Below are 25,091 nucleotides of genomic sequence, written 5' to 3'. Positions count from 1 at the left end.
TTTATTCTTCTGCTACAAAGTAATTTGTTAGAGAACCTAATTTCTCGATTTCTACAGTTACTTCATCTCCTGGTTGAATATACACTTGCTGTTCTTGAGGGTATCCGAATACTACGCCTTCAGGTGTACCTGTCAAAATAATATCGCCAGGCTCCAATGTCATATGTTGAGAAATATAACTAATGATTTCAGCACAATTGAATATCATATCGGCAGTATTTGAGTTTTGTCTTACCTCGCCATTGACATATGTTTTTAATGCTAAATTATTAGGGTCTGTAATCTCATCTGCCGTCACTAAGTACGGACCAATCGGACTGAACTTATCGCAAGTTTTTCCTAATAACCATTGATGCGTTCTCATTTGTAAATCACGTGCTGACAAATCATTCACTGTGCAATAACCGAAAACATGGTTTAATGCATCTTGTTCAGTGACATTTTTTATCTTTTCGCCGATCACAATCCCTAGTTCTACTTCATAATCAAGTTCCTTTGTAACCGTTGGAATAGCAATTTCACTGTTATGTCCTGTTAATGTATTATCAAATTTATTAAATAAAATAGGTACTTCTGGATACGGTGCATTCGTTTCGTCCGCATGTTTGCGATAATTTAAACCAACACAAATAATTTTATGTGGCTTTGTCACACATGGTCCCCACGTGATTTGCTCTTCCTCTACAAACACAGCACTTTCTTGTGCTACTATCGTTTCAATAAAATGTTGAAGCTTTGCTGTCTCTTCTTTATTGCAAGTCATAAGAGCTGTGTATTCTGGTAAATTAGTAAGATCGGCATTTTTTTCAATAGATGCCGCAATATCAATAATGCCTTGCTCCGTTTGCACGCCTAATTGATAGACGCCTTGCTTATCAAATGTTAATAGTTTCATAGTCAATCCTCATATCATTTCGTCATATTAAGCATTTTTTCCAAAGACCACGCCACCATCTATATACAGTGGAGAACCCATCATAAAACTCGAGTCATCAGATGCTAAAAATAAAGCTGCTTTTGCTACATCCTCAGGTTTCCCTAATTCGCCACTTAGCTGTCTTGTTTTAATACTTTCGATGGCCGCTTGTGGATTGTCGTATGCATTCGCTAAATAATTTTCAACAAATGGTGTGAAAATAGTGCCTGGTAATAATGCATTGACACGAATATTGTACGGTGCATAATCTACTTGCATCGCCTTCGTTAACGATAAAATAGCGCCTTTTGTTGCCGAGTATAATGCGCGTTGCTTTAAGCCCATTTCAGCAGCACATGACGACATATTAATGATGCATCCACTCTTCTGTTCCATCATGTAAGGAACAATATATTTACTAGGTAAGTAAACGCCCTTCACATTGACACTCATCACTTTATCCCATACGTCAGGCTCTACTTCATCTATACGTCCAACATTGCTGATGCCCACATTGTTAAAAAGGATATCAATTTTTTTGAATTGCTTTGTCATGTGGTCAACCATGTCTTTCACTGCTTGAGGAATCGTCACATCTGCATGATAAAATGTTGCGTTTCCTCCATTAAGTTGAATGTCCTTTACGGTACCTTCACCGTTTTCTTTGTGCACATCGTTGATGATTACGTGGGCGCCTTCTGCTGCAAAGAGCAGAGCTGTCGAGCGACCAATACCACTACCACCACCAGTAATAAGCGCTACCTTGCCTTGTAATCTCATAGCAACATTTCCCTTTCTTGTTCTAAATGATCTTCGGGTTGTGCAGCTTTCACAGTAAGTCCCCCATCTACCATTAGTAAATGGCCATTAATTTGCATGGCGTCATCAGAAACTAAAAATACGACAGCATCGCCAATTTGCTTTTCCGTTCCCAATCTTTTCATTGGATTCGCTTGAATTTCTTTTTCTAAAATGCTTGGATCTTGAAGATATTCTTGGCACATATCTGTCGCCACTGTACTTGGCCCCACGGCATTGACGTTAATATTGTATTTGCCTAATTCAATCGCCAGCGCTTTTGTTAAATGACTAGCCGCTGCTTTTGATGAAATATAATGTGGGATAACCGGGCTTGTCACAAGTAAGCTAGCCGTAGATGTGATATTAATAATTTTTCCGTAACGATTGGCAATCATTTTTTTCGCTACTCGCTGTGTCGTTAAGAAAATCGATTTAACATTCGTTTGATACGTTGTATCCCATGTCTCTTCTGTTAATTTCATAAATGATTCAAATGGCGCGATACCGGCGTTATTTACTAAGATTTCGACATCGCCTAATGTTTTTTCAACTTCATCAATCATTTGATCGACTTCTTGTTTAATGCCAACATTCGCTTTGACAACCATTGCACGAACATGGAAACGTTCCTCGATTTGTTGCTTTAATGCTTGTGCCTTTACTAGTGAGCTTGGCGATGTATAGTTAATGGCAACATGGGCTCCTTCTTCTGCTAATCTTTCGACGATAGCAGCCCCTATCCCCCTGCTTGCTCCTGTAACTAGAGCAACGCGGTTTTCAAGTTTTTTCATGTGCATTCTCCCTACTTTGCTTTTTATAAACTAATGCCGATGCGACTAATACTGAATTCTTGATGACCTAAAATCTCAGCTTTCGTTTGCTGACCTTTCGCGACATTAACGATCGATTCTAAAATGCGTTCACCAGATTCGTCCAACGACTCCTTACCTTGTAATACAGGGCTAACATCTACATCGATATTGTCCGCCATTCTTTTTCCAGTCATTTCGTTACCTGTTATTTTAATAACCGGTATAATCGGATTGCCTGTTGGCGTTCCTCTGCCTGTTGTAAAGCAAACAACATGAACGCCCGCTGCTGCCATACCTGTAACACATTCAATATCATTGCCTGGTGAATCCATGAAGTAATAGCCTGTGCCCGGAATTTCTTCGGCGAAGTCTACAACGCCTTGCAGCATGGCTGTTCCAGCTTTACTAATACAACCTAAAGATTTTTCCTCAATCGTTGATAAGCCGCCTGCAATATTACCGGGGCTTGGATTTCCTCCACGCATATCGACACCCATGCGTTCTACTTCAAGTTCAAATTGTTCAACACATTTATACAATTTTTGTTGGACATCTTGATTTATAGCCTTTGCCGCAACAAGATGCTCCGCGCCAATAATTTCAGTTGTCTCTCCCATCACAATCGTGCCACCTGCATTTAAAATGGCATCTGCTGCTCTTCCAAGTGCAGGGTTACTACATAATCCTGATGTAGCGTCAGAACCGCCACATTTGACACCTACAATAAGCTCGGACAGCGGAATATCGATTAACGGTGTATCTTCTATTTTTTTCAGAAGTTCCTTGGCAAGTTCTACACCTTTTTCTATCGTTTTAACGGAGCCACCCTCATTTTGAATATCAATCCAAACAACGGGCTTACCTGTCTCTTCAATTTCTTTCTTAATATCTTGTGCATTGATTACTTCACAGCCAAGACTAACAATTAAAACAGCCCCTACATTCGGGTTTTTGCCCATGCCAACTAATACTTGATGTGTTCTTTCTTTATCAGCACCTACTTGACTACATCCATGTTGGTGAGGGATCGCTACAGAATCTGGCACTTGTTGCTGAATTCTTGACGTCACCTGATTTGCACAAACGACTGTTGGTAAAATTAAGAGATGATTGCGAATACCCATTTTTCCATTTTCTCTTCGATAGCCTTTAATATATGTCATCTATTTACACCTCCGACCTTTTATCTCCACGCCCGCGTATTCCTTCGATATTGTGAACATGTACATGTTCACCAGGAAGAATGGTAGTTGTTGCTGCACCAATTACTTCTCCGTATTTCTTCACTTCCTCACCCGGATTAATAAGCGCAATCGCTACTTTATGTCCAAAATGAACATCTTCTTGCAACGTTAATTCGCACGTTTGATTTCCTTTTGTATAAACCACGCTTGCGCCTTTTTTCATATCTGCTAATAGCGTCGTAACATTATCTTTTTCATCCATTACGATACAAGTTACCCCTTGTTGAAATGCCATTTCTGCCATGCCTTTGCCCTCCTTTTTACAATTTATAAAAACGTTTTGCATTTTCGCCAAATATCATTTCTAAATCTTTGCCAAGTAAGTTTGCTGGTAAGTTTTCCATCAGTATCATCAGTACGTCATTGTATGTACCTGATAAATTACACACAGGCCAGTCACTTCCAAACATCACCCGTTCCGTACCAAAAACATTGACCACATGGGTGATAAATGGTTGGAACTCCGCTAGCGTCCAATTTTGATGTGTAGCTTCTGTCACTAATCCTGAAAGTTTGCACATCGCATTTGGATACATCGCTATTTTTTCCATTGCTTCTTTCCAGCCATCTAACTGCTGTTCTGCAATATTTGGCTTTGCAATGTGGTTTACTACGACTCTCAAGTTAGGACACAATTTTAATAATTCTAGTATGTAAGGAAAATGTCTTGGCTTTATTAACAGATCTAGCGGAACATCATGTTGGACAAGTAAGTCAACGTTCTTTAAAACCTCTGGTCGTAATATCCAATCATCCTCAGGTAAATCTTGTAACATAGGTCGCACACCGACAAAGCCAGGATGTCGTAGTAGCGCCTCAAAATGTTGCTGGAAGTTCGCCGCGCTTAAATCTAACCAGCCAACTACGCCCGCAATCCAGTCATATTTATCAAATAACGTTAATAAAAATAACGTTTCCTCTATCGTCGGTGCCGCTTGCACGACGATTGTTTTATCAATTTGATGTTCGTTTAAAATGGGATAAAGATCATTCGGCATAAAATCACGATAAAGTTCTAGTAAATCTTCTGTTAACCATTTATAATCATTCCTTGATAACTTCCAAAAATGTTGATGTGAATCAATAATCATATTCAACACCACCTTTGTTAACTTTTATGTTACCGGTAACGTAAAAATAACAAACAAAAAAATACATGTCAATACTAATTTCTGAAAATAATCAAAATTCAAAACCGAGTTAAATAGGTGGTATTGAGTAGGATTTTTTATGCTTAGTAGAGTAGAATGGTGAAAAACACTGGGAAATAGCTGTTTTTAGATTGTTGAAGGAACGCTCATATCTTTGTCATAAAATACACATTTGACAACGTTGATTATGCAGTGACAATAAAAATTAGTGGTAATGTCGATTGTTGGACACTCATGCTATAATGACTTGTGAAAAATGGTATGTACATCTGGAGCAATAAACGGAGAATGTGTGAATTATTTTATTTTTGGCTCACTTAAAGCGCTTTCCCTCTTGGATTTAAATATTGGAAAGTGTAGTGTTAAAAGAAGTACAATTATATTAGAACTGTTTATGTAAAAATAATCCAACAACATGACTAATCACGATGACTTTATTTTGAAATAAAATGTATCTTCGTCCAACAGATGTTTTGCGCAGAAACGTTGTGCCAGCAGTAGGTAAAATACAAAAAAATTTACAATGTAAGGTAGGTACGATAGGTGACAACAATTTATGATATTGCCAAAAAAGCGAATGTTTCTCCTATGACTGTTTCAAGAGTCATTAATAATAAAGGAAATATAAGTGAGAAAACGAGAAAAAAAGTAGAAGCTGTTATTCAAGAATTAAACTATATCCCTAACTACGCCGCTAGAAGTTTAAATATTAAAAAAACTAAAATCTTGTCATTGGTGATTCCTGATATTACAAACCCTTTCTTCACAAAGGTTGCCAGAGGAGCAGCAGATAAAGCGAATCAACTGGGCTATCAGCTAATGTTGTGCAATACGGATGAGGATCCAGAAAAAGAAAGTGGCTACATAGATGCTCTAATTTCAAAAATGGTAGACGGTGTTATTATTGCCCCCACTGGTAATCAATCTAAAAAAAACTTGAAAAAGCTTGTGAAAAACAAAATCCCATTCACATTAATTGACAGGATGATAGACGATTTACCTTGCGATATGGTATTAGGGAATAATCATGAGGGCACGAGAGAGTTAGTCCAACATTTAATTGACCGTGGACATAAAAAGATTGCCATTATCCACGCACCTTTAGACATTTCTACATCGAAAGAAAGATATCAAACATATGTAGAAACATTGAAAGTAAATGATTTATCTTTTAATGAGAACTTAGTGATCCAAGCACATTATAAGCAAGAAGAAGAATGGGATTCGATTAATGGTTTACTGCTATTACCTGAGGAAGAACGACCTACTGCTATTTTTGCCGCTAATAACTTTATCGCGATTAATGCTATTACAACACTGCGCAACAAAAATATTCGAGTGCCAGAAGATATTGCCGTTGTGTGCTTCGACGATTTAGAGCCGTATTCAAATTTCGATCCTTTCTTCACTGTAGCTTCACAGCCAGCCTATGACTTTGGCTATATGGGAACGCAATTAGTTATCGAAAGAGTGGAAGAAAACGGTCCTAGTGAATATCGAAAAATTCATCTTCAACCAACGCTAATCGTTAGAAAATCTTCAAATGCTTTTATTAAATAAGTAACTGGCTAATAAAGAAAAAGTGTTAGATTGACCATCGTCATTCTAGCACTTCTTTGCTTTGGCGTTGATGTTCACTAGCACACCATAGTAAACCTCCCCTTTTTTTCGCAGATGTCATCCCCCCCTTTCATCAACTAATTGCCTCTGTATTTCACTAATACTATTGTCACTTTTAACGAGTACGTCTTGTCATAAACTAGATGCGAAGAGGATGAGCTGCTAGTTGAACAATAGCAAAGTATCTCTAAACTTCTTCTTTACCATAACAATAATGCTCTATGATATAGTAAACACAAGGATTTACGAAAGGATGTTATGAATGGCTAAAAGTGTAGTAATCGCTGAAAAACCATCAGTAGCGCGCGATATTGCGCGTGTATTGAATTGTAATAAAAAAGGAAACGGTTTTCTTGAAGGAGATAAATACATCGTTACATGGGCATTAGGTCATCTTGTAACGTTAGCAGACCCAGAAAGCTATGACGTGAAATATAAAACGTGGAATTTAGAAGATTTACCAATGTTACCTGAACGTTTAAAGCTAACCGTGATTAAACAAACAGGCAAACAATTTAACGCCGTAAAAAGCCAGCTAACGCGTGGTGATGTTGGCGAAATCATTGTAGCTACTGATGCTGGACGCGAAGGTGAACTTGTAGCACGCTGGATAATTGATAAAGTAAAAATTAATAAGCCGATTAAACGATTATGGATTTCTTCTGTAACCGATAAAGCGATAAAAGATGGCTTTGCCAACTTAAAACCAGGTAAAGCTTATGATAATTTATACGCTTCTGCTGTGGCACGTTCTGAGGCGGACTGGTATATCGGACTAAATGCTACGCGTGCTTTAACAACCCGCTTTAATGCCCAGCTCAACTGCGGTCGTGTGCAAACACCAACTGTAGCCATTATTGCGGCACGTGAAGATGAAATCAAAAACTTTAAACCACAAACCTATTACGGTATCGAAGCACAAACGACCGATCATTTAAAACTGACATGGCAAGATGCAAAAGGCAATAGCCGTAGTTTTGATAAAGATAAAATAGACGCTATCGTAAAAAAGCTAGGCAGAAACAACGCCACTGTCACTGATATTGAAAAGAAACCGAAGAAAACTTTCGCTCCAGGCTTATATGATTTAACCGAGTTACAACGAGATGCCAATAAAATTTTCGGTTATTCTGCAAAAGAAACGCTAAATATTATGCAAAAACTCTATGAACAGCACAAAGTATTAACGTATCCACGTACAGACTCACGCTATATTTCACAGGATATTGTGGCAACGATACCGGAACGTTTAAAAGCTTGTGGTATTGGCGAATATCGCCCACTTGCCAATAAGCTGTTAAATAAACCGATTAAAACGTCGAAGGCATTTGTCGACGATAGTAAAGTTTCTGATCACCATGCCATTATCCCAACGGAAGGCTATGTTAATTTCTCTGCTTTTTCTGATAAAGAACGGAAAATTTACGACCTTGTTGTGAAAAGATTTTTAGCAGTTCTTTTCCCTGCTTTTGAATATGAACAGCTGACATTACGTGCAAAAATTATGGATGAAAGCTTTGTCGCACGCGGAAAAACGATTTTATCAGCTGGCTGGAAGGAAGTATATGAACATCGCTTTGACGATGAGGATACGGCAGATGATTTACAAGAGCAAATCCTCCCTCGTATTGATAAAGGTGATACACTTCAGATTAAACTGATTGCGCAAACATCTGGTCAAACGAAGCCACCAGCTCGCTTTAACGAAGCTACCTTATTATCAGCTATGGAAAATCCAACGAAATATATGGCGACAAACGATAAAAAATTAGCCGATACGTTAAAATCGACAGGCGGTTTAGGTACAGTTGCCACGCGCGCTGATATTATTGACAAACTCTTCAACTCATTTTTAATCGAAAAACGTGGTGCGAAAGATATTTACATCACATCAAAAGGTCGACAATTGCTTGATTTAGTGCCGGAAGAGTTAAAATCCCCTACACTTACTGCTGAGTGGGAGCAAAAACTCGAAGCCATTGCAAACGGTAAGCTGAAAAAAGATGTCTTTATTAGTGAAATGAAAAATTACACAAAAGAAATCGTTTCAGAAATTAAAGCAAGCAATAAAAAATATAAACATGACAATATTTCTACTAAATCTTGCCCTGATTGTGGTAAACCGATGCTCGAAGTGAACGGCAAAAAAGGTAAAATGCTCGTTTGTCAGGACCGTGAATGTGGTCACCGCAAAAACGTAGCACGTGTGACAAACGCCCGCTGCCCTCAATGTAAGAAAAAACTAGAGCTTCGCGGTGAAGGGGACGGACAAATTTTTGTATGTAAATGTGGCCATCGCGAGAAATTATCTGCCTTTGAAGCACGCCGTAAAAAAGAAGGCGGCGGTAAAGTCGATAAACGCTCCGTGCAAAAATATTTAAAACAACAAAATAACGAGGAGCCCGTAAATAACGCCTTGGCTGAAGCATTAAAAGGATTAAAACTTGATTAATTTTAATGAAAAGAAGCTAGGATATAAGCGTTAACGAAGGCTGCGACTTACGATGTGCCCGCGGACAACAACTGCATTGCCAAAAGTAGTTTTGTTTTATAGTTGATGTTTGTCTGCAATGCAAAATAAATGAAGCCTTACTATTCACTATATTGCAATAAAAAAACTTAGCAGTAAATACTAGTTGTTGGTAGCGTAGGCGGTGACTCCTGCTCAGAACAGCACATAATGTAAGACGCAACAATCCGCGCGTTAGCGAGAGTTGCGGCTTACGGTGTGCCCGCGGAAAGCACCGCCGTAGCGGACAACAATGGCATTGCAAAAAAGTGTTAGATTGATGGCCATCAATCTAACACTTTTTTTGCCCGCTTAAATCTTGAATTTTTACTTTTTCATCTAGTAAAATATACATATAGTAGTATCTTTTTTAGCTACTGCAACACAATTCGCCGTTTCCATCCCTCATGTTTTTTCAAACATTTACAAAAAAAGTATTTTTAAAATTGCATACTCTAATTCCTATAACATATATTGAATTGTCGCAATATTCACTAAATTACAAAGGAGGAGAAGAAAGTGCAAGCTCAAGACTTTAGACCACGTAATGTGATTATTATTACAATTATTGTTGTGCTATCGCTAATTATTGGTCATGCGATCTATGTAGATTATATTGAGGTTTCTTCAAATGCACAGGAATTTAGTGGTTTTATTAGTGACAGCAATACCTAGTGAAACTAATGAAAGTATATGAAGTGCAGCTTATGGCAACCGTCAATATTATGTAAAAGGAATTACTGCCGCCAAGGCTATTTCATAGAATAACTCAAATTGAAAAGAAGAATCTGCTCCCGCCCTTTATGATGCGGACTACAGCGGATTCTTTTTTCTATTGTGCAATGAAAGGTAGGGTTCATGTTGCTTTCGCGGAATTGTTGCACTGCTTCGCGGGATTCTCTCTCCGTTTCGCGGAATTCTCTCCCCATTTCGCGGAATTCTCTCCACGTTCCGCGGAATTACTTCCCCTCTCCGCGGAATTCTCTCCCCGTTTCGCGGAATTCTCTCCTCGTTTCGCGGAATTATCGCTTCTTTCCGCGGAATTCTCTCCTCGTTTCGCGGGATTCTCTCCTCGTTTCGCGGAATTATCGCTTCTTTCCGCGGAATTCTCTCCCATTTCGCGGGATTCCCCTCTCCGCGGAATTCCCATCTCCGCGGGATTGTCTCCTCATTTCGCGGAATTATCGCTCCGTTTCGCGGAAATCCCCTCTCGTTCCGCGGGATTCTCTCCTCATTTCGCGGAATTGTCTCCCCATTTCGCGGGATTCTCTCCTCGTTCCGCGGAAATCCCTCTCATTTCGCGGGATTCTCCCCTCTCCGCGGAATTCTCTCCCCGTTTCGCGGGATTCTCTCCCCATTTCGCGGGATTCTCTCCCCATTTCGCGGAATTATCGCTCCGTTCCGCGGAATTCTCTCCTCGTTTCGCGGAATTATCGCTCCGTTTCGCGGAATTTTCTCCTCGTTCCGCGGAATTCTCTCCTCATTTCGCGGGATTCTCCCCTCATTTCGCGGGATTCCCTCTTCACTCCGCCGAAAGAAGCACTGCATCGCTGAATTCCCTGCCCCCGCACGTAGTCTATGCTCATCATTTATTCAGCTGCTTCTTAAGATATTGTTGATGGTCTCGAATGCACGTATCATTTGGTTTATAGTACAGTGCTTTTGCATTGTGCTCATAGGCATTTTCATATAGTCGTAAGCGATCATAAAGCAAACTTAATTGAACATGGGGAATCCATGTCGAGTATGCTCGCTTATAAACGCCCAACGTGCAAGGAGATACTTGTAATGCTTGTGAATACCAATAAATCGCCTCCTTATTTTTCGATTGCTCCATAAAGTATTGACCGATTCGACAGCATGCTTCTGGTTTAGGTTGATCATACATTAGCGATTGAAAAATAGCTTGCGTCGCCTGCTTGGCATCCTGCAATTGCTCATAACAAACAGCTAAATGGAGACAAGCTTCAATAGAATCATCGGCAGTACCTAATGCTGTATCTAAAAAAGTATGGTAATTGTTAATGGCTTCTACAAAACGTTGGTGGTCTTTTAATTCATTGGCATAGTGAAATAAATCCTTAGCGGCAAATACATGCCCCTCTGCTTTTAAACGCTCATAAATACGAATATTACGCGCTTTATCTCGCTTAATTGGTAAGTGGACAACAGCTATATCACTATGGCACATTGGACCGGTTATATCCAAGTACTCATGAACCGCACCTTGCCACTGAAAATTACGCGAACGCTTCACTAAACGGCATCTTCTTTCACTTAATGCCACACTGCCATCCGTCTCTAACATGACATAGTAATCCATTGAAACTGCATCAATATTAGGATACAAGTATTGCTTCAGTTCCATCAGTTTGTGTTGCTGTTCTGTTGTGAGTACATCATCCGCATCCAGCCATAAAATATAATCTTTTGTTGCTTGTTGAAATGAAAAATTTCGCGCCTGCGCAAAATGGTCGCCCCATGGAAAATCAAAAATTCGAGAAGTATACTGCTTGGCAATGTCCTTTGTACGATCGCTTGAGCCTGTATCAATAATATTAATTTCATCGACTAAGTGCTGGACACAATCTAAGCATCGTTCGAGCACACTTTCTTCATTTTTTACAATCATACATAGACTAATCGTTATCATCGGGTCCCTCCTTTATGTATGTAATATATGCACGCTATAAAGTTTGCACGCTGTTGTTTAAATGCAAAAAACGAACGGTATATTGCGATACCGTTCGTTCTGTTATTTATAAATATTGTTCCCGCCATTGCAGCTGCTCTTTTTCTGTTAGTTGCTGTTCCAACTTTTCATCCCATTGGTTTAACAATGTATTCCATACACGGACGTAGACAATATTTTTTTCCTTATCATACAGTATAAATTGTAAACACGGGATATCATTAATCTGTTGCGCTTGTGCCGAGACGATGGTTTCCACTATTTTTTGAGCGCTAGTTGCTTCTTCTTCCTGCTGCAACGCTTCAAGCAACATCGCCTCATCAAATTGTTCTTGTTGCTCAGCCTCTTTATCGACATAGCGATAAGGTTCAGGCAACTCATCAAACTCCTCTATATCTTCTTCACCGGCAGGGAGAATAGCTTGGTGGCATGGGCTAAATAATAACGTAGCCGTTTCAACCTCAAGCTCCTCCTCTAAAATGCCACGCGCCAATTGTTGTTCTCCTTTAGGGGTTAATCTATAGAAGCCATCTGCTTGTTCAATAAGGCGTACGCGAGACATTAACGATACTAAATCCTCAATAAACAGTGGGTCTACTAGTAATAGCTCACTTAATTCCTCTACATTTTGAAAATTTGCTTCCTGCATGCTAATTAATAGCATTTGCATTAAGACATCCATCGTTGAGCGACGAATCGGCTCGTATGTTACTTCGATTGTGCGAATCGGAATACACCAATCCGTTGATTTCATTATTTTCACATGCCGATTTTGTTGTAATTCTCTCATTAAACGCTGTTGTAATTTCAACACCTTACATCACCTGCCCATTATGATTACGTAAGCCATTGTAGGATTTCACCGTCGTTAATAGATTGCTGTACATATCTCGTGTATCTTGATGTTTCGCCCGCTTGGCAAACATATCAGCACTGCCGACTAGCATTAACAGTTCACGAGCACGAGAAAGTGCGACATTTAACCTGCGATAATCTCTCGCAAAGCCAATATCCCCACCCTTTGGCGTATTACGAACCATACTTACTAATATGACATCCATCTCCATCCCTTGAAACTTATCGACTGTTCCCGTTCTAAATTGGAGATGTGGTAACTGTAATTCTTGCTGAAGAAGACGATTTATTTTCTTCACTTGCTCACCATAGAAGCTAATGACCCCGACACTTTTCTGTACGTCTTGTGCAATGCGTCCTGCCTTTTTCGCTTCCATTACAGCACGATTTAAGTCTGTTAAAATATTACGGATTGTTTGTAGTTCTCCTTCATTATAACGACTCGTTTCACCTTTAACTTGTTCCTCTAAAAATGGTTTTTCAGTTGGCATATCAATCCATAGCAAATGATCGTCTCGATCGACAAATTGCCCTTCTAAGCCATGGTCACGCGCTGCATCCGAATCTGGTAATCCGCATTGCAAGCCGTTTTCTTCCTTGGCGTAAAATGGTGTAATACTGTGCATAATTTTTTCATGCATTCGGTATTGCAAAGCAAGCATTTGCTTATGTGTTGACGGTAAGTTATTAAATAAGCGTTCAAATAACGACTCACGCAGTAAATTTTTTAGCTCTTGTGCTCCATCGAAGTTTGGATTTTCTTCTAGCATACCTTTCAATGTTTCCTCTAACGTATCATCACCAAGAAGTGGCGGTAGCTGATGATGGTCCCCTACTAAAATAATTTTTTTACCTTTTAACATCGGTAATAATAGCTCTGGAGGGGTTGCCTTAGATACTTCATCAATAATAACGACATCGAAGGTTGGATAGTTTTCCATAAACTCCTTACTTGCTGAAGCAACGCACGTAGTACCGATAACATTCGCATGACGTACATATAATTTACGAATTTCATCTAAATCATATTCTGTTGCATTTTGTAACTTATCACGCCATTGCTCTTGTAATTTTTTACGCAGTGGTAACTGCTGTTCTTTACGACGTAGCTCTGCTAAGCTTTCATTTGCTGTTTGAATAGCTTCCTTTACTTCTTCTAATGTACGCTCTGGCGTAGCTTGTAGCAAAGCTGTTAGCGCTGTTAGTTGTTTTTCCTTTTTCAGACCTTCTATATTAATCGCTTTAATTTTCTCTTCTAATTGTGCTAGCTCTTCCTCAATCTCTTGTAAGCTTGCCTTAGCTGTTTGATGTGCCGCTCTTTTTGGTAAAAGCTGTGTATTTGCTTGCTCAACAGCCTGCAGTTGTTGACGGGCAGTTTGTACAGCGGATTGTGTACTCGCGACGACCATTTTCAACTGTTCGACCGATTCCTCTGGTAGTTCTTCTACTTGGAATGAATCAGCGAGTTGCTGTAGGCGCTCGCTATGTGCTAAATACGGCTGTAATTGTCGTTGCAAACTTTGTACATCAAAACTTGTGATAGCACATTCTTGATGTATTAAACTCGCAATATTTTTACGTAGCGATTCAAATTCACGATCTTTATGTTCCTGTTGTTGTCGAAGTGCTGAACCCTTTTGCCAAACAAAATCGCGACGCATATACAGTCCAAGTAAATAGCTCTCTAACTGTTCAACAGGTGGTGTTTGCCCCGCTTGAAACGACTCATTTAACTGTGCAAAGACACCCGTTAAATTTTGTAATGAGAACGACTGAACGGGCTGTTGTCTACTTTTAGCAAGCGCTCGCTCTTGCTCCTCAGAGGATACCAATGCCTCAAGCTTGGCAATTGCTTTTTGTAGACGCGTATTAATGGTTGCCCAAGCTTCTAAATCTTTCGCATCCTCTAAATGCTCTAATCTAGCGATTTGTTGAGCTAATACATGGGAAGGACGGACTTGATAATGCTGTAAAAAACGTTGAATACGCTCAAAGGACGTTAATGTCTCAATATATTGTTGACTGTCCTTCAATAATTGCAGACGCTGATTTTCTTGTTCATACTTTACTTGAATATCTTGAAACTGCTTTGTTAACGCCTGCTTTTCGTCAAGTAATTCTTTATATTGCATCACAGCTTGCCATTGTTCTATTTTGTTCGTGCTCTCTTGAATGAATTGCTGTAGCTGCTCCTGCGAATCATACTCACTTAAAACCTGCTCTTGCGTTTGTATAGCGGACTCCAGTTGTGCCAATTGTTTCTCATAATGCTCTTTTTGGGCTACATGTGCGTCTTTATCCGCTTTCGCCGTTTTCAGTTCCTTTTTTAGCGCTTGAATGTCTTGTTGCAAAATCGGTTCGTCAATTGCCGCTTGCTCTTTAGCAGCAATTTCCTTTGTTAGCTCCTCAAGCCACACTTGCAATTTCGCTAGCTCATCTGTTGTTTTAGAAATATTCGCCTGTAATTGTTGTTCACGTTCGTCAAAAGCGATAATTTCCTCTTCAACGGCTGCTAATGTTTGTTCACGCCAATGGAGAGCGACATTTTCCTCAATAAATTTTTTACCTTCTTCTTCAATACTTTCCGTTCGACCATAACGTAAAATTCGTATTTCTTGATTGGAGAGAAGTCTTCCTAATGCATTATCAACAGCTAAATTCGATTGTGAAGCAACGAGCGTTTTCAAGCCGGCTTTGACATTTTGCTGGCAAATTTCCGAAATAACTGTTGTTTTCCCTGTCCCCGGAGGCCCTTGAATCACAAACAAATCTTCAACTGATAAAGCACCGATAACAGCTTTGCGTTGATATTCATTTAAATTATTATGAAACGCAATATCATCTCGCAGTTTTGCCATGCGTACAGTAGGTCGTTTTTCAAATAATATCGTCTCTAGGCTAGCATTCACTGCTTCACCTTTTTCGAGCTTGGTAAAACCATTGCGTAAGCGTCGAATTTGGCTTAGTGTGGCGAAATTGCTAAAGCTCGCTTGCTTTGAGCGCAAGTTTAGCTGATCTTTACGAGCCTGGTCTTGTGCAAATGGTTTTAAGTCAATTTCCACTGTTTGTTTGCCAGCATTCGCTTTTAACACTTGTCCAATTTCGCCCCGTACACCTTGGATGCTCACACTTAAACCTTCAAGTTGCTTCCATTCCTTCGCCTTCACGAATGGACAGACAAGCGTTAGTCGAGAAAAATCTTCATTAAAGTAGCTTTGTTTAAATTCCGCATGGATATCATCAATTGTTGCATCGCGTTCTTGAATTTTTAAATAGCCTTCCCAACTGGCAATGCGCTTTTTCACATACTCAGTGCGTTCCTCAGCAATCGGTAGCTCTCTTATTTTCGTATGAAGATCAAGCGGAATGCCAGCGCCATTATTAGGCTTAGTGACAAATTGCAAGGCAGCCGGTAAACGACGATTCGTACTTACTGGACCACGCATATGTACAAAACGAATATTGGTTGCTAATAATCCTTCCACTTTTAGCACGCAATCCATAATCACTGTTTTTCCGGCCAATACACTATCTAATTTTTCATTGTGCTCTGCATTAAAATAAACAGATAAAAACGTTTCGCCTATTGTTTTTGCTTTTCTTTTTTCAATATAGACTGTAAATGTTTTTTGTAACGCAAAAAAGGCATGCTCATTTGCCGAGCATTCCTCTACCGCCTCCTTCGCCTTATTCGTCAAAATTAAATTACAGCGTTGTTTCTCTAGTAAAGCGATGTTCTGCATGAGCTGCCCTCCTTTCCGAATTCACTAAAGTATTATTTTATCATATCGTAAATGGAATCTTGCAAAGAAAAATCCCCTGCACAGTGATTTCCTTCCACTGTACAAGGGATCTATAGTTAGAGACTGTCATTTAATGTTGGTCTATTGTTTCTTTCGGTAAAGTTTTGCTCATTTCACAATACTGAACGAAAACACGTGCCATTTCACGTAAACGATTATGAACATCCTCGTCTACAATTTTATTATTTGCATCAAAATGTGATGTATGTGTGTAGACATAGTTCGGCGTTACCAGTGCGCGGAAGTAGTCTAAAATTGGTTTTAGTTGATTTTCAACGACTAAATGGTGCTGATATGTGCCACCATTTGCTACGATCGATACCGGCTTATAACGCATTGTTTTCGGATGTAAGAAATCGAATGCATTTTTTAATACGCCTGGAATCGAAGCTTGGAAAATCGGCGTTGCAATAATATACGCATCCGCCTCTTCAAATTTTTGAATCATTTTTTTCATATCGTCATTTAACGGTGAACCATCGACAATTTGATGCTTATATTCACTAAAATGCATAATTTCTAAATCGAAACTTGCATCGAATTCTTTAATATATTGCTCTACTTGCTCTAAAATAGCACCAGTTTTTCGTCCAAACATCGTGCCATCAACGAGTAAAATTTTCATATACTTTTTGCCTCCACATTCATCTTCTACAATAATATTGTAACAAATGAATAGTGACTCGGGAAGAATAGTAGCAAGTAAAACAATAAATTCAGTCTTTAGGCGGAATGTAAATTTTAACAGAAAGTCTGCTATTTTTCATTTTGTCGATTAAACGTCACGTCTTCGTCTACAACTGTTTCTTCCACTTTAAATTTAGCTCGATTAATAATAACCTGTTGATTGACCTTGTCCTCTTCATTCGAACCTACCCCATTATGCTTGTGCCAGTTAAATAGCTCTTCACGTGGTAATTCTTCCTGTGCTACTTTCGGAAAATCCATTTTAGCTAAGTCCTGAGAAGCGTAAATTGTCACTGGCTGTTTTTTGCCATGCAATGCAATGACGATCATTGCTTTCGCAACCTGCGATGCATCAATGGAACGTACACGCTTTAATGGACCTATTAATAAAGGTTTAATAAGTTTTAATACCGTTTCGCCCAGCTTTTCACCAAAACGAAATTCTTCACGTTGCCCAACCAAAAGTGAAGGGCGAATTATAGATAGACGCTGTAAGCCAAGCTCCATTAACGCTTGCTCAAGCTTCCCTTTCACACGATTATAGTAAATGCTCGATTGCTCATTCGCTCCCATCGCAGTTATGACAAGCATATGGGGAATGCCTCGTTTTTTAGCCAATGAAGCAATAGCTAACGGATATTCAAAATCAACCTTTTCAAACGCTTCACGTGAGCCTGCTTTTTTTATCGTTGTCCCTAAACAACAATAGAGCTCATGTGCGAATTCAATATCTTTTTCTTCTAAAGTATCGAAGTTACGAATTTTCACTTCTAGCTTTGGATGCTTATATTGTAGTTCCCGTCGTGCTATAACGATTACTGAAACATAGTCATCATTTTCACATAATTGTTCTATTAGAGAGGTGCCTGTCAATCCAGTGGCACCTACAACAATCGCCGAACGCATGCCCAAAGTCAATCTCCTCCTATCTGCCTCCATCAAGAAGCTTACTAACCTTATCCTCTCTATTATTCATCGGCATAGCGAACGCCATGTTTGAAGTTTTATCGTCTACATAATTTATCTAATGTTAAATTTTACACATACTTGCCCATTTTTGACCATAATTTAAATAGACAGATGAAAGGATGGGATACATTTGCAAAACGAAACGCAAACAATTAAACCGAAAAAATCGATTGTTTTCATAATTGAAAGCTGCATTGATAAAGGGCTGTATCCTTTTGAGCGGGTAGCAACATTGGCTAAGTTGCTTGGACAAGAGGAAGTTTTCATATTTGTAAAAACCCCTTCAAATGATGGGATTCAAATTTTAATGAATCATGATCTTTCACCAATACTATTCGATCATTTTGATGAATTACCTAAAAAAATAAAGGCAATACAACCCGATTTAATTGTGAGGGACGGTCGTAACTCGGAAAGTTGGCAAGTAGAAAATTTACGACCATTTTGTAAAACGATTATTCATTTTGATGATTTTGGTGATGGTGGCCAAGCCTGTGACTGTGTCTTACTAGCACTCTATCAAGAAGTAAAGGATTTTTTCCCACCTCATTATATTGGAGGGAGTTTCGCCTTTGCATTACCAGAAGCTTTTCAACATACAGAACCATTACCTGACCTTAAAACGCCTGAAAATCCCCCTCATATTGTTGTGGCTTTCGAGGATGGGGACGAGCATAACTTAACATACCGAACGCTTCGACACTTAACCCAGCTACAAATCCCACTACAAATTACAGTCATGATAGATGAAAGCTATCGACATGCGACGGATGACTTACAAATGATGGTATTAAGTCGTCGCAATACTGCTATTTTGCGTGATAAAGACGCACTCCTTAAATTATTACCCAAAGCTGATGTCATTATTTGCAATGCGAACTACACACCATATAAAATTGCTTCTTATGGTGTACCTTGTATTACACTCGCCCAAACAGAGAATGAGTTATTGCACGCATTCCCTCGTGAGCATAATGGCTTTATCCATCTCGGTCTCGGTCGCAAGATGAAACAATCGCAAATACAAAACGCAGTAATGGAGTTTTTATTGCATGAAGCTCGCAGTGAACGTGCAGTGAAAAAACAGCGTCAGTTAAGTCTCGCGAACAATAACAACACGCTAGAATCTTTATTACTTGATTTCGCTTATGATCGACATAATATCGCTTCAACTTAGTGATTCTTTTAAGGTGGATATGATACAATATACTAGAATTTTTCACTTTCATTTGCCCTACTTGTTTTACAAAGTAGGCATGTATTTTCAAGGGATCTCAGCATCAGCATCCGATTAATTTTAACAATTAAGCGATGGGGGATAACAAAACCTCCATCGCTTTTACTCGCATTCGTTATACAAATACATCAACAAAGGAGCTAAAAATCATGCCATCAAAAAGCGATATTGAATATCAAATTAAAGAACTAAAAATGGATTATATGAATTTGCAAGGTGACATTGAAAAGCTTGAATCTACAGGCCATAACGACCAAGTCGCAAAAGCAGAACAACGTCTTGCTACTATGGAAGCAAAGCTAGCAGAATTAAATAAACAACTAGCTGCACTATAAGTGAGTAGCAGTTATAGTCAAGACCTAATTGAATTATTTTGGAGGAACCACATTTATGGCAATATTAACAGTTGAAAATTTAGGTCATTCTTTCGGTGACCGCACACTTTTTAAAGATGTTTCTTTCCGTTTAGTTGAAGGCGATCATATTGGTCTTGTCGGCGCAAACGGTGTAGGGAAATCTACACTTATGGGAATTATTACAGGACAAACTATTCACGACGCTGGAAAAGTAGAATGGTTACCTGGCACACATTATGGCTATTTAGACCAGCATACTGTGCTTACGGCTGGACGTACGATGCGCGATGTATTGCGTGACGCCTTCCTCCCTCTTTATAAAAAAGAAGAAGAGCTAAACGAAATTACAGGTAAAATGGCTGAAGCGACACCTGAAGAATTAGAAGATTTACTAGAGCAAATGGCAGATGTTCAGGATGCTCTTGATGCTGGAGATTTCTATACACTCGATATGACAATCGAGGAAGTTGCACGTGGTTTAGGTTTGGATGCTATTGGGCTGGAGCGCGATGTAGCTGCCCTTTCTGGTGGTCAACGCACGAAAGTTTTACTGGCGAAACTTTTATTAGAAAAGCCAAAAGTTTTATTACTTGATGAGCCGACGAACTATCTAGATGAAGAGCATATTACGTGGCTAAAAAACTATTTAAAAAACTATCCACATGCATTCCTATTAATTTCCCACGATACGGAATTTATGAATGAGACAGTCGATGTTATTTTCCAATTAGAATTTTCTAAACTAACGCGTTATACAGCGACGTACGAAAAGTTTTTAGAGCTAGCTGAAATCAATAAACGTCAACATATTGATGCATATGAAAAGCAACAAGAATTTATCAAAAAACAAGAAGACTTCATCGCGAAAAATAAAGCGCGCTACTCTACAACTGGTCGTGCAAAATCTCGTGCCAAGCAGCTTGATCGTTTAGAGCGTATTGATCGCCCTGAAACAGCAGTGAAACCTGAATTTGGTTTTAAAGAAGCACGTACGCCGAGCCGTTATGTTGTGGAAGCCGAAAATTTAGTGATTGGTTACGATAAAGATAAACCACTACTACCCCCTCTTTCATTTATGATTGAACGCGGTGAAAAAATTGCCCTTGTCGGCATGAATGGTGTTGGTAAATCTACATTATTGAAAACAATGCTTGGTAAAATTAATCCGTTAGGTGGTACGGTCATTCGCGGTGATTATTTAGCGCCTTCTTACTTTGAACAAGAAGTAAAAGCCGATAAAATTACACCGATTGATGATGTCTGGAACGCCTTTCCTTCTATGGAGCAAGCTCAAGTGCGCGCTGCACTAGCACGTGCTGGATTAAAAACAGATCACATTACGCGTCCACTTAATTCGTTATCTGGTGGTGAGCAAGCAAAAGTTCGCTTATGTAAGCTCATGATGGAAGAAGCCAACTGGTTACTATTCGACGAACCGACAAACCACTTAGATGTCGATGCAAAAGAAGAATTAAAACGTGCTATGAAAGAATTTAAAGGCACAATCGTACTTGTTAGCCATGAACCTGATTTCTATGAAGGGTTAGTAACAAAAGTATGGAATGTTCAAGATTGGTTCACTTCTGGTCAACAAAGCTAAGGGGCTAGCCTTTTATCATACTATGTCATTCTAAATCGTAAAAATCCGCTTGCTTTCCGCGGGCACAATGTAAGCCGCAACCGTCGCTGTCGCGTCGTTTGTTGCGTCTTACACTTTGTGCTGTTCCCGCAGGAGTCTAAGCGGATTTTTACTTAGGGGTGAATAATTTATCCTTCTAGCAATACTATTGTGGGCAATTTAGGGAGATTTTCATCGGTCGCTTTTTTTGCAATGTATGGCACATTCTAAATCGTAAAAATCCGCTTTGCTTTCCGCGGGCACAATGTAAGCCGCAACCGTCGCTGTCGCGTCGTTTGTTGCGTCTTACACTTTGTGCTGTTCCCGCAGGAGTCTAAGCGGATTTTTACTTAGGGGTGAATAATTTATCCTTCTAGCAATACTATTGTGGGCAATTTAAGGAGATTTTCATCGGTCACTTTTTTTGCAGAATTGCTCGAGTGACTGGCACTCACAATTTTCAGAATTGTTTGAGTGCCTGGCACTCCGATTTACTCTATTCTAAATATTCTAAACTTACATGATTGTAAGCTAATTTAATGAAACTTTTCACTGTTCCAAGCGTATATTTAGTATAGATTAAAAAATATCATATTCTATTAAATGTTTTTTTAAATATCTATTGATTTATAAATAGCTTACTAGTAAGATATATGTATAACCTATTTAACTTACTAATAAGATATCCATAAAATATAACTCTAACAAAGAAAGCGGGGAATGAAGAATGACAGTTACAATTTACTCACAAGCGAGCTGTTCTTCATCCAGAAAAGCACTAAAATGGTTAAAAGATCACAACATCGAATATAAAGAGAAACGTATTACGTCTCATCCTCTTACACTTGCTGAATTTAAAGAAATTTTAAGCATGACTGAAGATGGTACTGATGAAATTATTGCTACAAACTCAAATGATTTTAAAAATCTTAATATTGATATTGACCAACTTTCTATTCAAGAGCTGTACGCAATTATTCAAGCACATCCAAGAATGTTACGCAGTCCTATCCTGATAGATGAAAAACGTATTCAAGTTGGGTACAATGAGATGGACATCCGTCGTTTCATTCCACGTAAAGTACGTGCTTTCGAATTAAATGCGATGACAAGATTGGCACAAGAAAGTTAAAACAGTTTTGGAGATGACCTTATATGGATCAAGAAAAACAACAAGCCATTACCTCATTGTTTGAAGTTGTCTCTTCCATCGAGCGTAAATGGGCAAACGAGTGGAATAATCATAATGCACTCGGCTTTTCAAAATCCCATATTTTAATTTTAGACTACTTATCGCAGGAGGGACCAAAGCGCCCTTCTGCAATTGCAGAGCGCTTAAAAGTAACAACAGGTGGCGTCACAGTATTAACAACGAAGCTGATTAATGCCGGGTTTATTGAAAAAACACAGCATGCTACAGATCGTAGAGCGTCACAGTTAGTTATTACTACCGAGGGTGAACATATACTTGAAGAGTCACGTCAACAAGTGAGTGAGATTATCAACAATATGTTTGGCATGCTCTCGGCTGAAGAACTGCAAACACTGCGTGATATCTTTGCCAAGTGTTTACTATCTGTAGACAATCGGCAAGATTAAAAGTTCAACTTTATGTTGAAACACGAAAAAGGATGCATCGCAAATTGTTGTTTGCAATGCATCCCTTTTTTGAGATTGGCCGAACGAATACTTCCGTCTAAGTAGTTATGTTGTGGCGACCAATGTTTGAATTACGCTGGCAGCACAGCCTCCACGATCGACACGTCAGCCATTAGCATTTCTTTTAAACGTGCTTTTGCACGGAATAAACGCGATTTCACTGTACCGATTGATACTTTCATAATAGTAGAAATTTCAGCAAGTGAATATTGGTCTATGTAGAAATACCATAAAGTTTTTCTATAGATTGTATCTAATTGACCCATTTTGTCCTGTACTAACTTTGTCACAATCTCTTTTTCAATTTTTTCTTCTGTTGAAATCTCATTATTGGGAACCAAATCTAATATCGGTACGTCTAATGTTTCAGGTTGGTTCATCATATACTTACTACGTCGTACTTTTTTTCGATAGCGATCTCTAAATGTATTCATTGTAATAGTTGTCAGCCAAGCTTTAATATGTTCCACCTCGGCAACGCTGTCTTCATAGCGTACGACTTTTACCCAAACTTCTTGCATTAGGTCTTCTGCCTCTACATTATTACGAGTAAGTTTTAAACATAAGTGGTATATATAACGATTATATTCCTCATATACGCCTTCTAATTTTTCATTCATTGTGTATTCCTCCGCTTCTTGTTCTTGCTTCTATACACATTCTCGCAAAATAATGTATTACACTCTATCGTATTGGCTTTCAATTTCATTACAATCGTGTAAGCTTAAATGCTTTTGCTTGTAATATTCGTAAAAATTGTTTTACTACTATATCTCTTTTATACCAAATGACTTTTAAAGCACCCTTTCAAATCAAGGTATACACAGTAAATCCAATAATTGTATGTCTAAAATTAATTTTCTTAATATTAAGAATTTATTACTTATAATGAGTGTCCTTTTGTGTTTTCCGTATTTTTTATCATAAACAAAAAGCTCTTAAAGTAATTACCCGCTTTAAGAGCTTTTTAAGCTAGTTACTCAAAATCAATAATGATTTTGAGGGCATTTTCTTTCGCCGCATTTGCGAAGGTTTCATATGCCTCTATCATATCGTCAAATTTATAACGATGTGTCGCTAATCCTTCTGGCTTAATTCTCCCTGTTTCTAACGTTTTTATTAACATCGGTGTCGTGTTCGTAGAAACTAAACCAGTGGAAATTGTAACATTCCGAATCCATAAATCTTGTAATTGCAAATCAACAGGTTTACCATGGACACCGACATTCGCTAAACGGCCTCCCGGTGATAAAATCCGTTGGCAAATATCGAATGTTGCAGGGTAGCCGACTGCTTCAATAGCGACGTCTACGCCACGACCTTCCGTCATTTCAAATATTTTATCGATTGCCACTTGAGCATCCCGTGAATTAATGGTCTCGGTCGCACCGAATTTCTTGGATTCTTGTAAACGATTATCATCGAGATCAATCATGATGATTTTGGAAGGAGAATAAAATTGCGAAGTTAATAATGCAGACATCCCGATTGGACCTGCACCTACGATAGCTACTACATCACCAGGTGATACTTGCCCATTTAAAACGCCAATTTCCAGACCCGTTGGTAAAATATCAGAAATCATAACAGCAGCATCATCTGATATCCCTCGAGGAATGTGGTAAAGAGAGTTATCAGCATGTGGTATATGCACATATTCCGCCTGAGTACCATTGATTAAGTGACCTAAAATCCAGCCACCGTCTTCACAATGTGCGTATAATGACTTTTTACAATAATGACACTTACCACATGAAGTGACACAAGAAATAATGACTCTATCCCCAACTTTAAAGTTTGATACGCCTGCACCTACCTCTTCTACAATGCCGATACCTTCGTGTCCCAAAATGGTTCCCTCTTTAACAGCAGGTACGTCACCACCTAAAATGTGTAAGTCTGTACCACAAATTGTTGTTTTTACAAGACGAACTACTGCGTCACCGTCTTTCACAACACGTGGTTTCTCTACTTCCCGTAATTCCTTTTTACCTGGTCCTGCAAATACTAGTGCTTTCATTTAGAATGTCTCCTCTCTCAATAGATTTTATAAACATATTACATTTTAAATATAATTAATTTTTCAAAAAACGTCAATTATATGGACAATTATAAGTTAATTTTTAAACTTAATGACACAAATGAGCCTCCTTAAATGGTCA

General features: G+C 38.8%; 21 protein-coding genes. 8 read left to right on the top strand and 13 right to left on the bottom strand.

What is annotated here, in order from left to right; genetic code table 11:
* Position 1: 1 nt before the first annotated feature.
* The 6 genes from ACKVEV_RS19090 to ACKVEV_RS19065 are packed head-to-tail and all read right to left on the bottom strand — an operon-like array spanning position 2 to position 4,864.
* On the bottom strand, positions 2-895 hold the full coding sequence (locus ACKVEV_RS19090) for a fumarylacetoacetate hydrolase family protein (protein WP_409367788.1): 894 nt from the start codon (positions 893-895) through the stop codon (positions 2-4).
* Positions 896-922: 27 nt separating this feature from the next.
* On the bottom strand, positions 923-1,696 hold the full coding sequence (locus tag ACKVEV_RS19085; RefSeq protein WP_409367787.1) for an SDR family NAD(P)-dependent oxidoreductase: 774 nt from the start codon (positions 1,694-1,696) through the stop codon (positions 923-925).
* Positions 1,693-2,508 carry an SDR family NAD(P)-dependent oxidoreductase gene (locus ACKVEV_RS19080; protein WP_409367786.1) on the bottom strand — a complete coding sequence of 272 codons (816 nt, stop codon included), beginning with the start codon at positions 2,506-2,508 and terminating at the stop codon, positions 1,693-1,695. Before ACKVEV_RS19080 ends, ACKVEV_RS19085 begins: the two co-directional genes overlap by 4 nt.
* Positions 2,509-2,531: 23 nt before the next feature.
* A complete protein-coding gene (locus tag ACKVEV_RS19075) occupies positions 2,532-3,692 on the bottom strand; it encodes a UxaA family hydrolase (RefSeq protein ID WP_409367785.1) in 1,161 nt (386 codons plus the stop codon).
* A gap of 4 nt (positions 3,693-3,696) precedes the next feature.
* Entirely contained in the window at positions 3,697-4,017 is a 321-nt protein-coding gene (locus ACKVEV_RS19070) for a UxaA family hydrolase (protein ID WP_409367784.1), read from the bottom strand.
* 16 nt (positions 4,018-4,033) lie between these two features.
* On the bottom strand, positions 4,034-4,864 hold the full coding sequence (locus tag ACKVEV_RS19065) for an amidohydrolase family protein (RefSeq protein ID WP_409367783.1): 831 nt from the start codon (positions 4,862-4,864) through the stop codon (positions 4,034-4,036).
* Positions 4,865-5,467: 603 nt separating this feature from the next.
* Here ACKVEV_RS19065 and ACKVEV_RS19060 point away from each other — a divergent pair.
* The 3 genes from ACKVEV_RS19060 to ACKVEV_RS19050 all read left to right on the top strand — a co-directional run bounded on the left by ACKVEV_RS19060 (position 5,468) and on the right by ACKVEV_RS19050 (position 9,728).
* Entirely contained in the window at positions 5,468-6,484 is a 1,017-nt protein-coding gene (locus ACKVEV_RS19060; protein ID WP_409367782.1) for a LacI family DNA-binding transcriptional regulator, read from the top strand.
* Positions 6,485-6,806: 322 nt separating this feature from the next.
* Complete coding sequence (locus ACKVEV_RS19055; RefSeq protein ID WP_409367781.1) at positions 6,807-8,996, top strand: DNA topoisomerase III; 2,190 nt, start codon at positions 6,807-6,809, stop codon at positions 8,994-8,996.
* Between the two features lie 576 nt (positions 8,997-9,572).
* The gene (locus tag ACKVEV_RS19050; protein WP_409367780.1) at positions 9,573-9,728 is read left to right on the top strand and encodes a hypothetical protein; all 156 of its coding nucleotides are present in this window, start codon (positions 9,573-9,575) and stop codon (positions 9,726-9,728) included.
* Between the two features lie 910 nt (positions 9,729-10,638).
* On the opposite strand, the gene ACKVEV_RS19045 is transcribed toward ACKVEV_RS19050, so the two are convergent.
* From ACKVEV_RS19045 to ACKVEV_RS19025, 5 genes are all read right to left on the bottom strand, one after another.
* Positions 10,639-11,706 (bottom strand): glycosyltransferase, encoded by a 1,068-nt coding sequence (locus ACKVEV_RS19045; protein ID WP_409367779.1) that lies wholly within the window; start codon positions 11,704-11,706, stop codon positions 10,639-10,641.
* Positions 11,707-11,812: 106 nt separating this feature from the next.
* Entirely contained in the window at positions 11,813-12,559 is a 747-nt protein-coding gene (locus tag ACKVEV_RS19040; protein WP_409367778.1) for a hypothetical protein, read from the bottom strand.
* A 1-nt stretch (position 12,560) separates the two neighbouring features.
* Positions 12,561-16,343, bottom strand: a complete 3,783-nt coding sequence (locus ACKVEV_RS19035) for an AAA domain-containing protein (protein ID WP_409367777.1) — start codon at positions 16,341-16,343, stop codon at positions 12,561-12,563.
* 130 nt (positions 16,344-16,473) lie between these two features.
* A complete protein-coding gene (locus tag ACKVEV_RS19030; RefSeq protein ID WP_409367776.1) occupies positions 16,474-17,028 on the bottom strand; it encodes an NADPH-dependent FMN reductase in 555 nt (184 codons plus the stop codon).
* 131 nt (positions 17,029-17,159) lie between these two features.
* Positions 17,160-17,996 (bottom strand): oxidoreductase, encoded by an 837-nt coding sequence (locus ACKVEV_RS19025; protein ID WP_409370589.1) that lies wholly within the window; start codon positions 17,994-17,996, stop codon positions 17,160-17,162.
* A 193-nt stretch (positions 17,997-18,189) separates the two neighbouring features.
* Between ACKVEV_RS19025 and ACKVEV_RS19020 the strand changes: the two genes are divergently transcribed.
* From ACKVEV_RS19020 to ACKVEV_RS19000, 5 genes are all read left to right on the top strand, one after another.
* Positions 18,190-19,236, top strand: coding sequence for a PseG/SpsG family protein (locus ACKVEV_RS19020; RefSeq protein ID WP_409367775.1), 1,047 nt, complete (start codon positions 18,190-18,192; stop codon positions 19,234-19,236).
* Positions 19,237-19,445: 209 nt separating this feature from the next.
* Positions 19,446-19,631, top strand: coding sequence for an SE1832 family protein (locus ACKVEV_RS19015; protein WP_409367774.1), 186 nt, complete (start codon positions 19,446-19,448; stop codon positions 19,629-19,631).
* A gap of 55 nt (positions 19,632-19,686) precedes the next feature.
* Positions 19,687-21,252: a ribosomal protection-like ABC-F family protein gene (gene abc-f / locus ACKVEV_RS19010; protein ID WP_409367773.1), complete on the top strand. Its 1,566-nt coding sequence runs from the start codon at positions 19,687-19,689 to the stop codon at positions 21,250-21,252.
* A gap of 745 nt (positions 21,253-21,997) precedes the next feature.
* Positions 21,998-22,402, top strand: coding sequence for a transcriptional regulator Spx (gene spx, locus ACKVEV_RS19005; protein ID WP_409367772.1), 405 nt, complete (start codon positions 21,998-22,000; stop codon positions 22,400-22,402).
* 23 nt (positions 22,403-22,425) lie between these two features.
* Complete coding sequence (locus tag ACKVEV_RS19000) at positions 22,426-22,869, top strand: MarR family winged helix-turn-helix transcriptional regulator (RefSeq protein ID WP_409367771.1); 444 nt, start codon at positions 22,426-22,428, stop codon at positions 22,867-22,869.
* 131 nt (positions 22,870-23,000) lie between these two features.
* On the opposite strand, the gene ACKVEV_RS18995 is transcribed toward ACKVEV_RS19000, so the two are convergent.
* The gene (locus ACKVEV_RS18995; RefSeq protein WP_402926907.1) at positions 23,001-23,549 is read right to left on the bottom strand and encodes an RNA polymerase sigma factor; all 549 of its coding nucleotides are present in this window, start codon (positions 23,547-23,549) and stop codon (positions 23,001-23,003) included.
* Between the two features lie 356 nt (positions 23,550-23,905).
* Positions 23,906-24,949, bottom strand: a complete 1,044-nt coding sequence (locus tag ACKVEV_RS18990; protein WP_409367770.1) for a zinc-dependent alcohol dehydrogenase family protein — start codon at positions 24,947-24,949, stop codon at positions 23,906-23,908.
* Positions 24,950-25,091: the final 142 nt, after the last annotated feature.

It is taken from the genome of Lysinibacillus sp. 38-6, assembly GCF_046245175.1.
Taxonomy (GTDB): Bacteria; Bacillota; Bacilli; order Bacillales_A; family Planococcaceae; genus Lysinibacillus.
The sequence above is the reverse complement of the archived record's forward strand: the minus strand, read 5'-3'. Positions and strand labels throughout refer to the sequence as shown.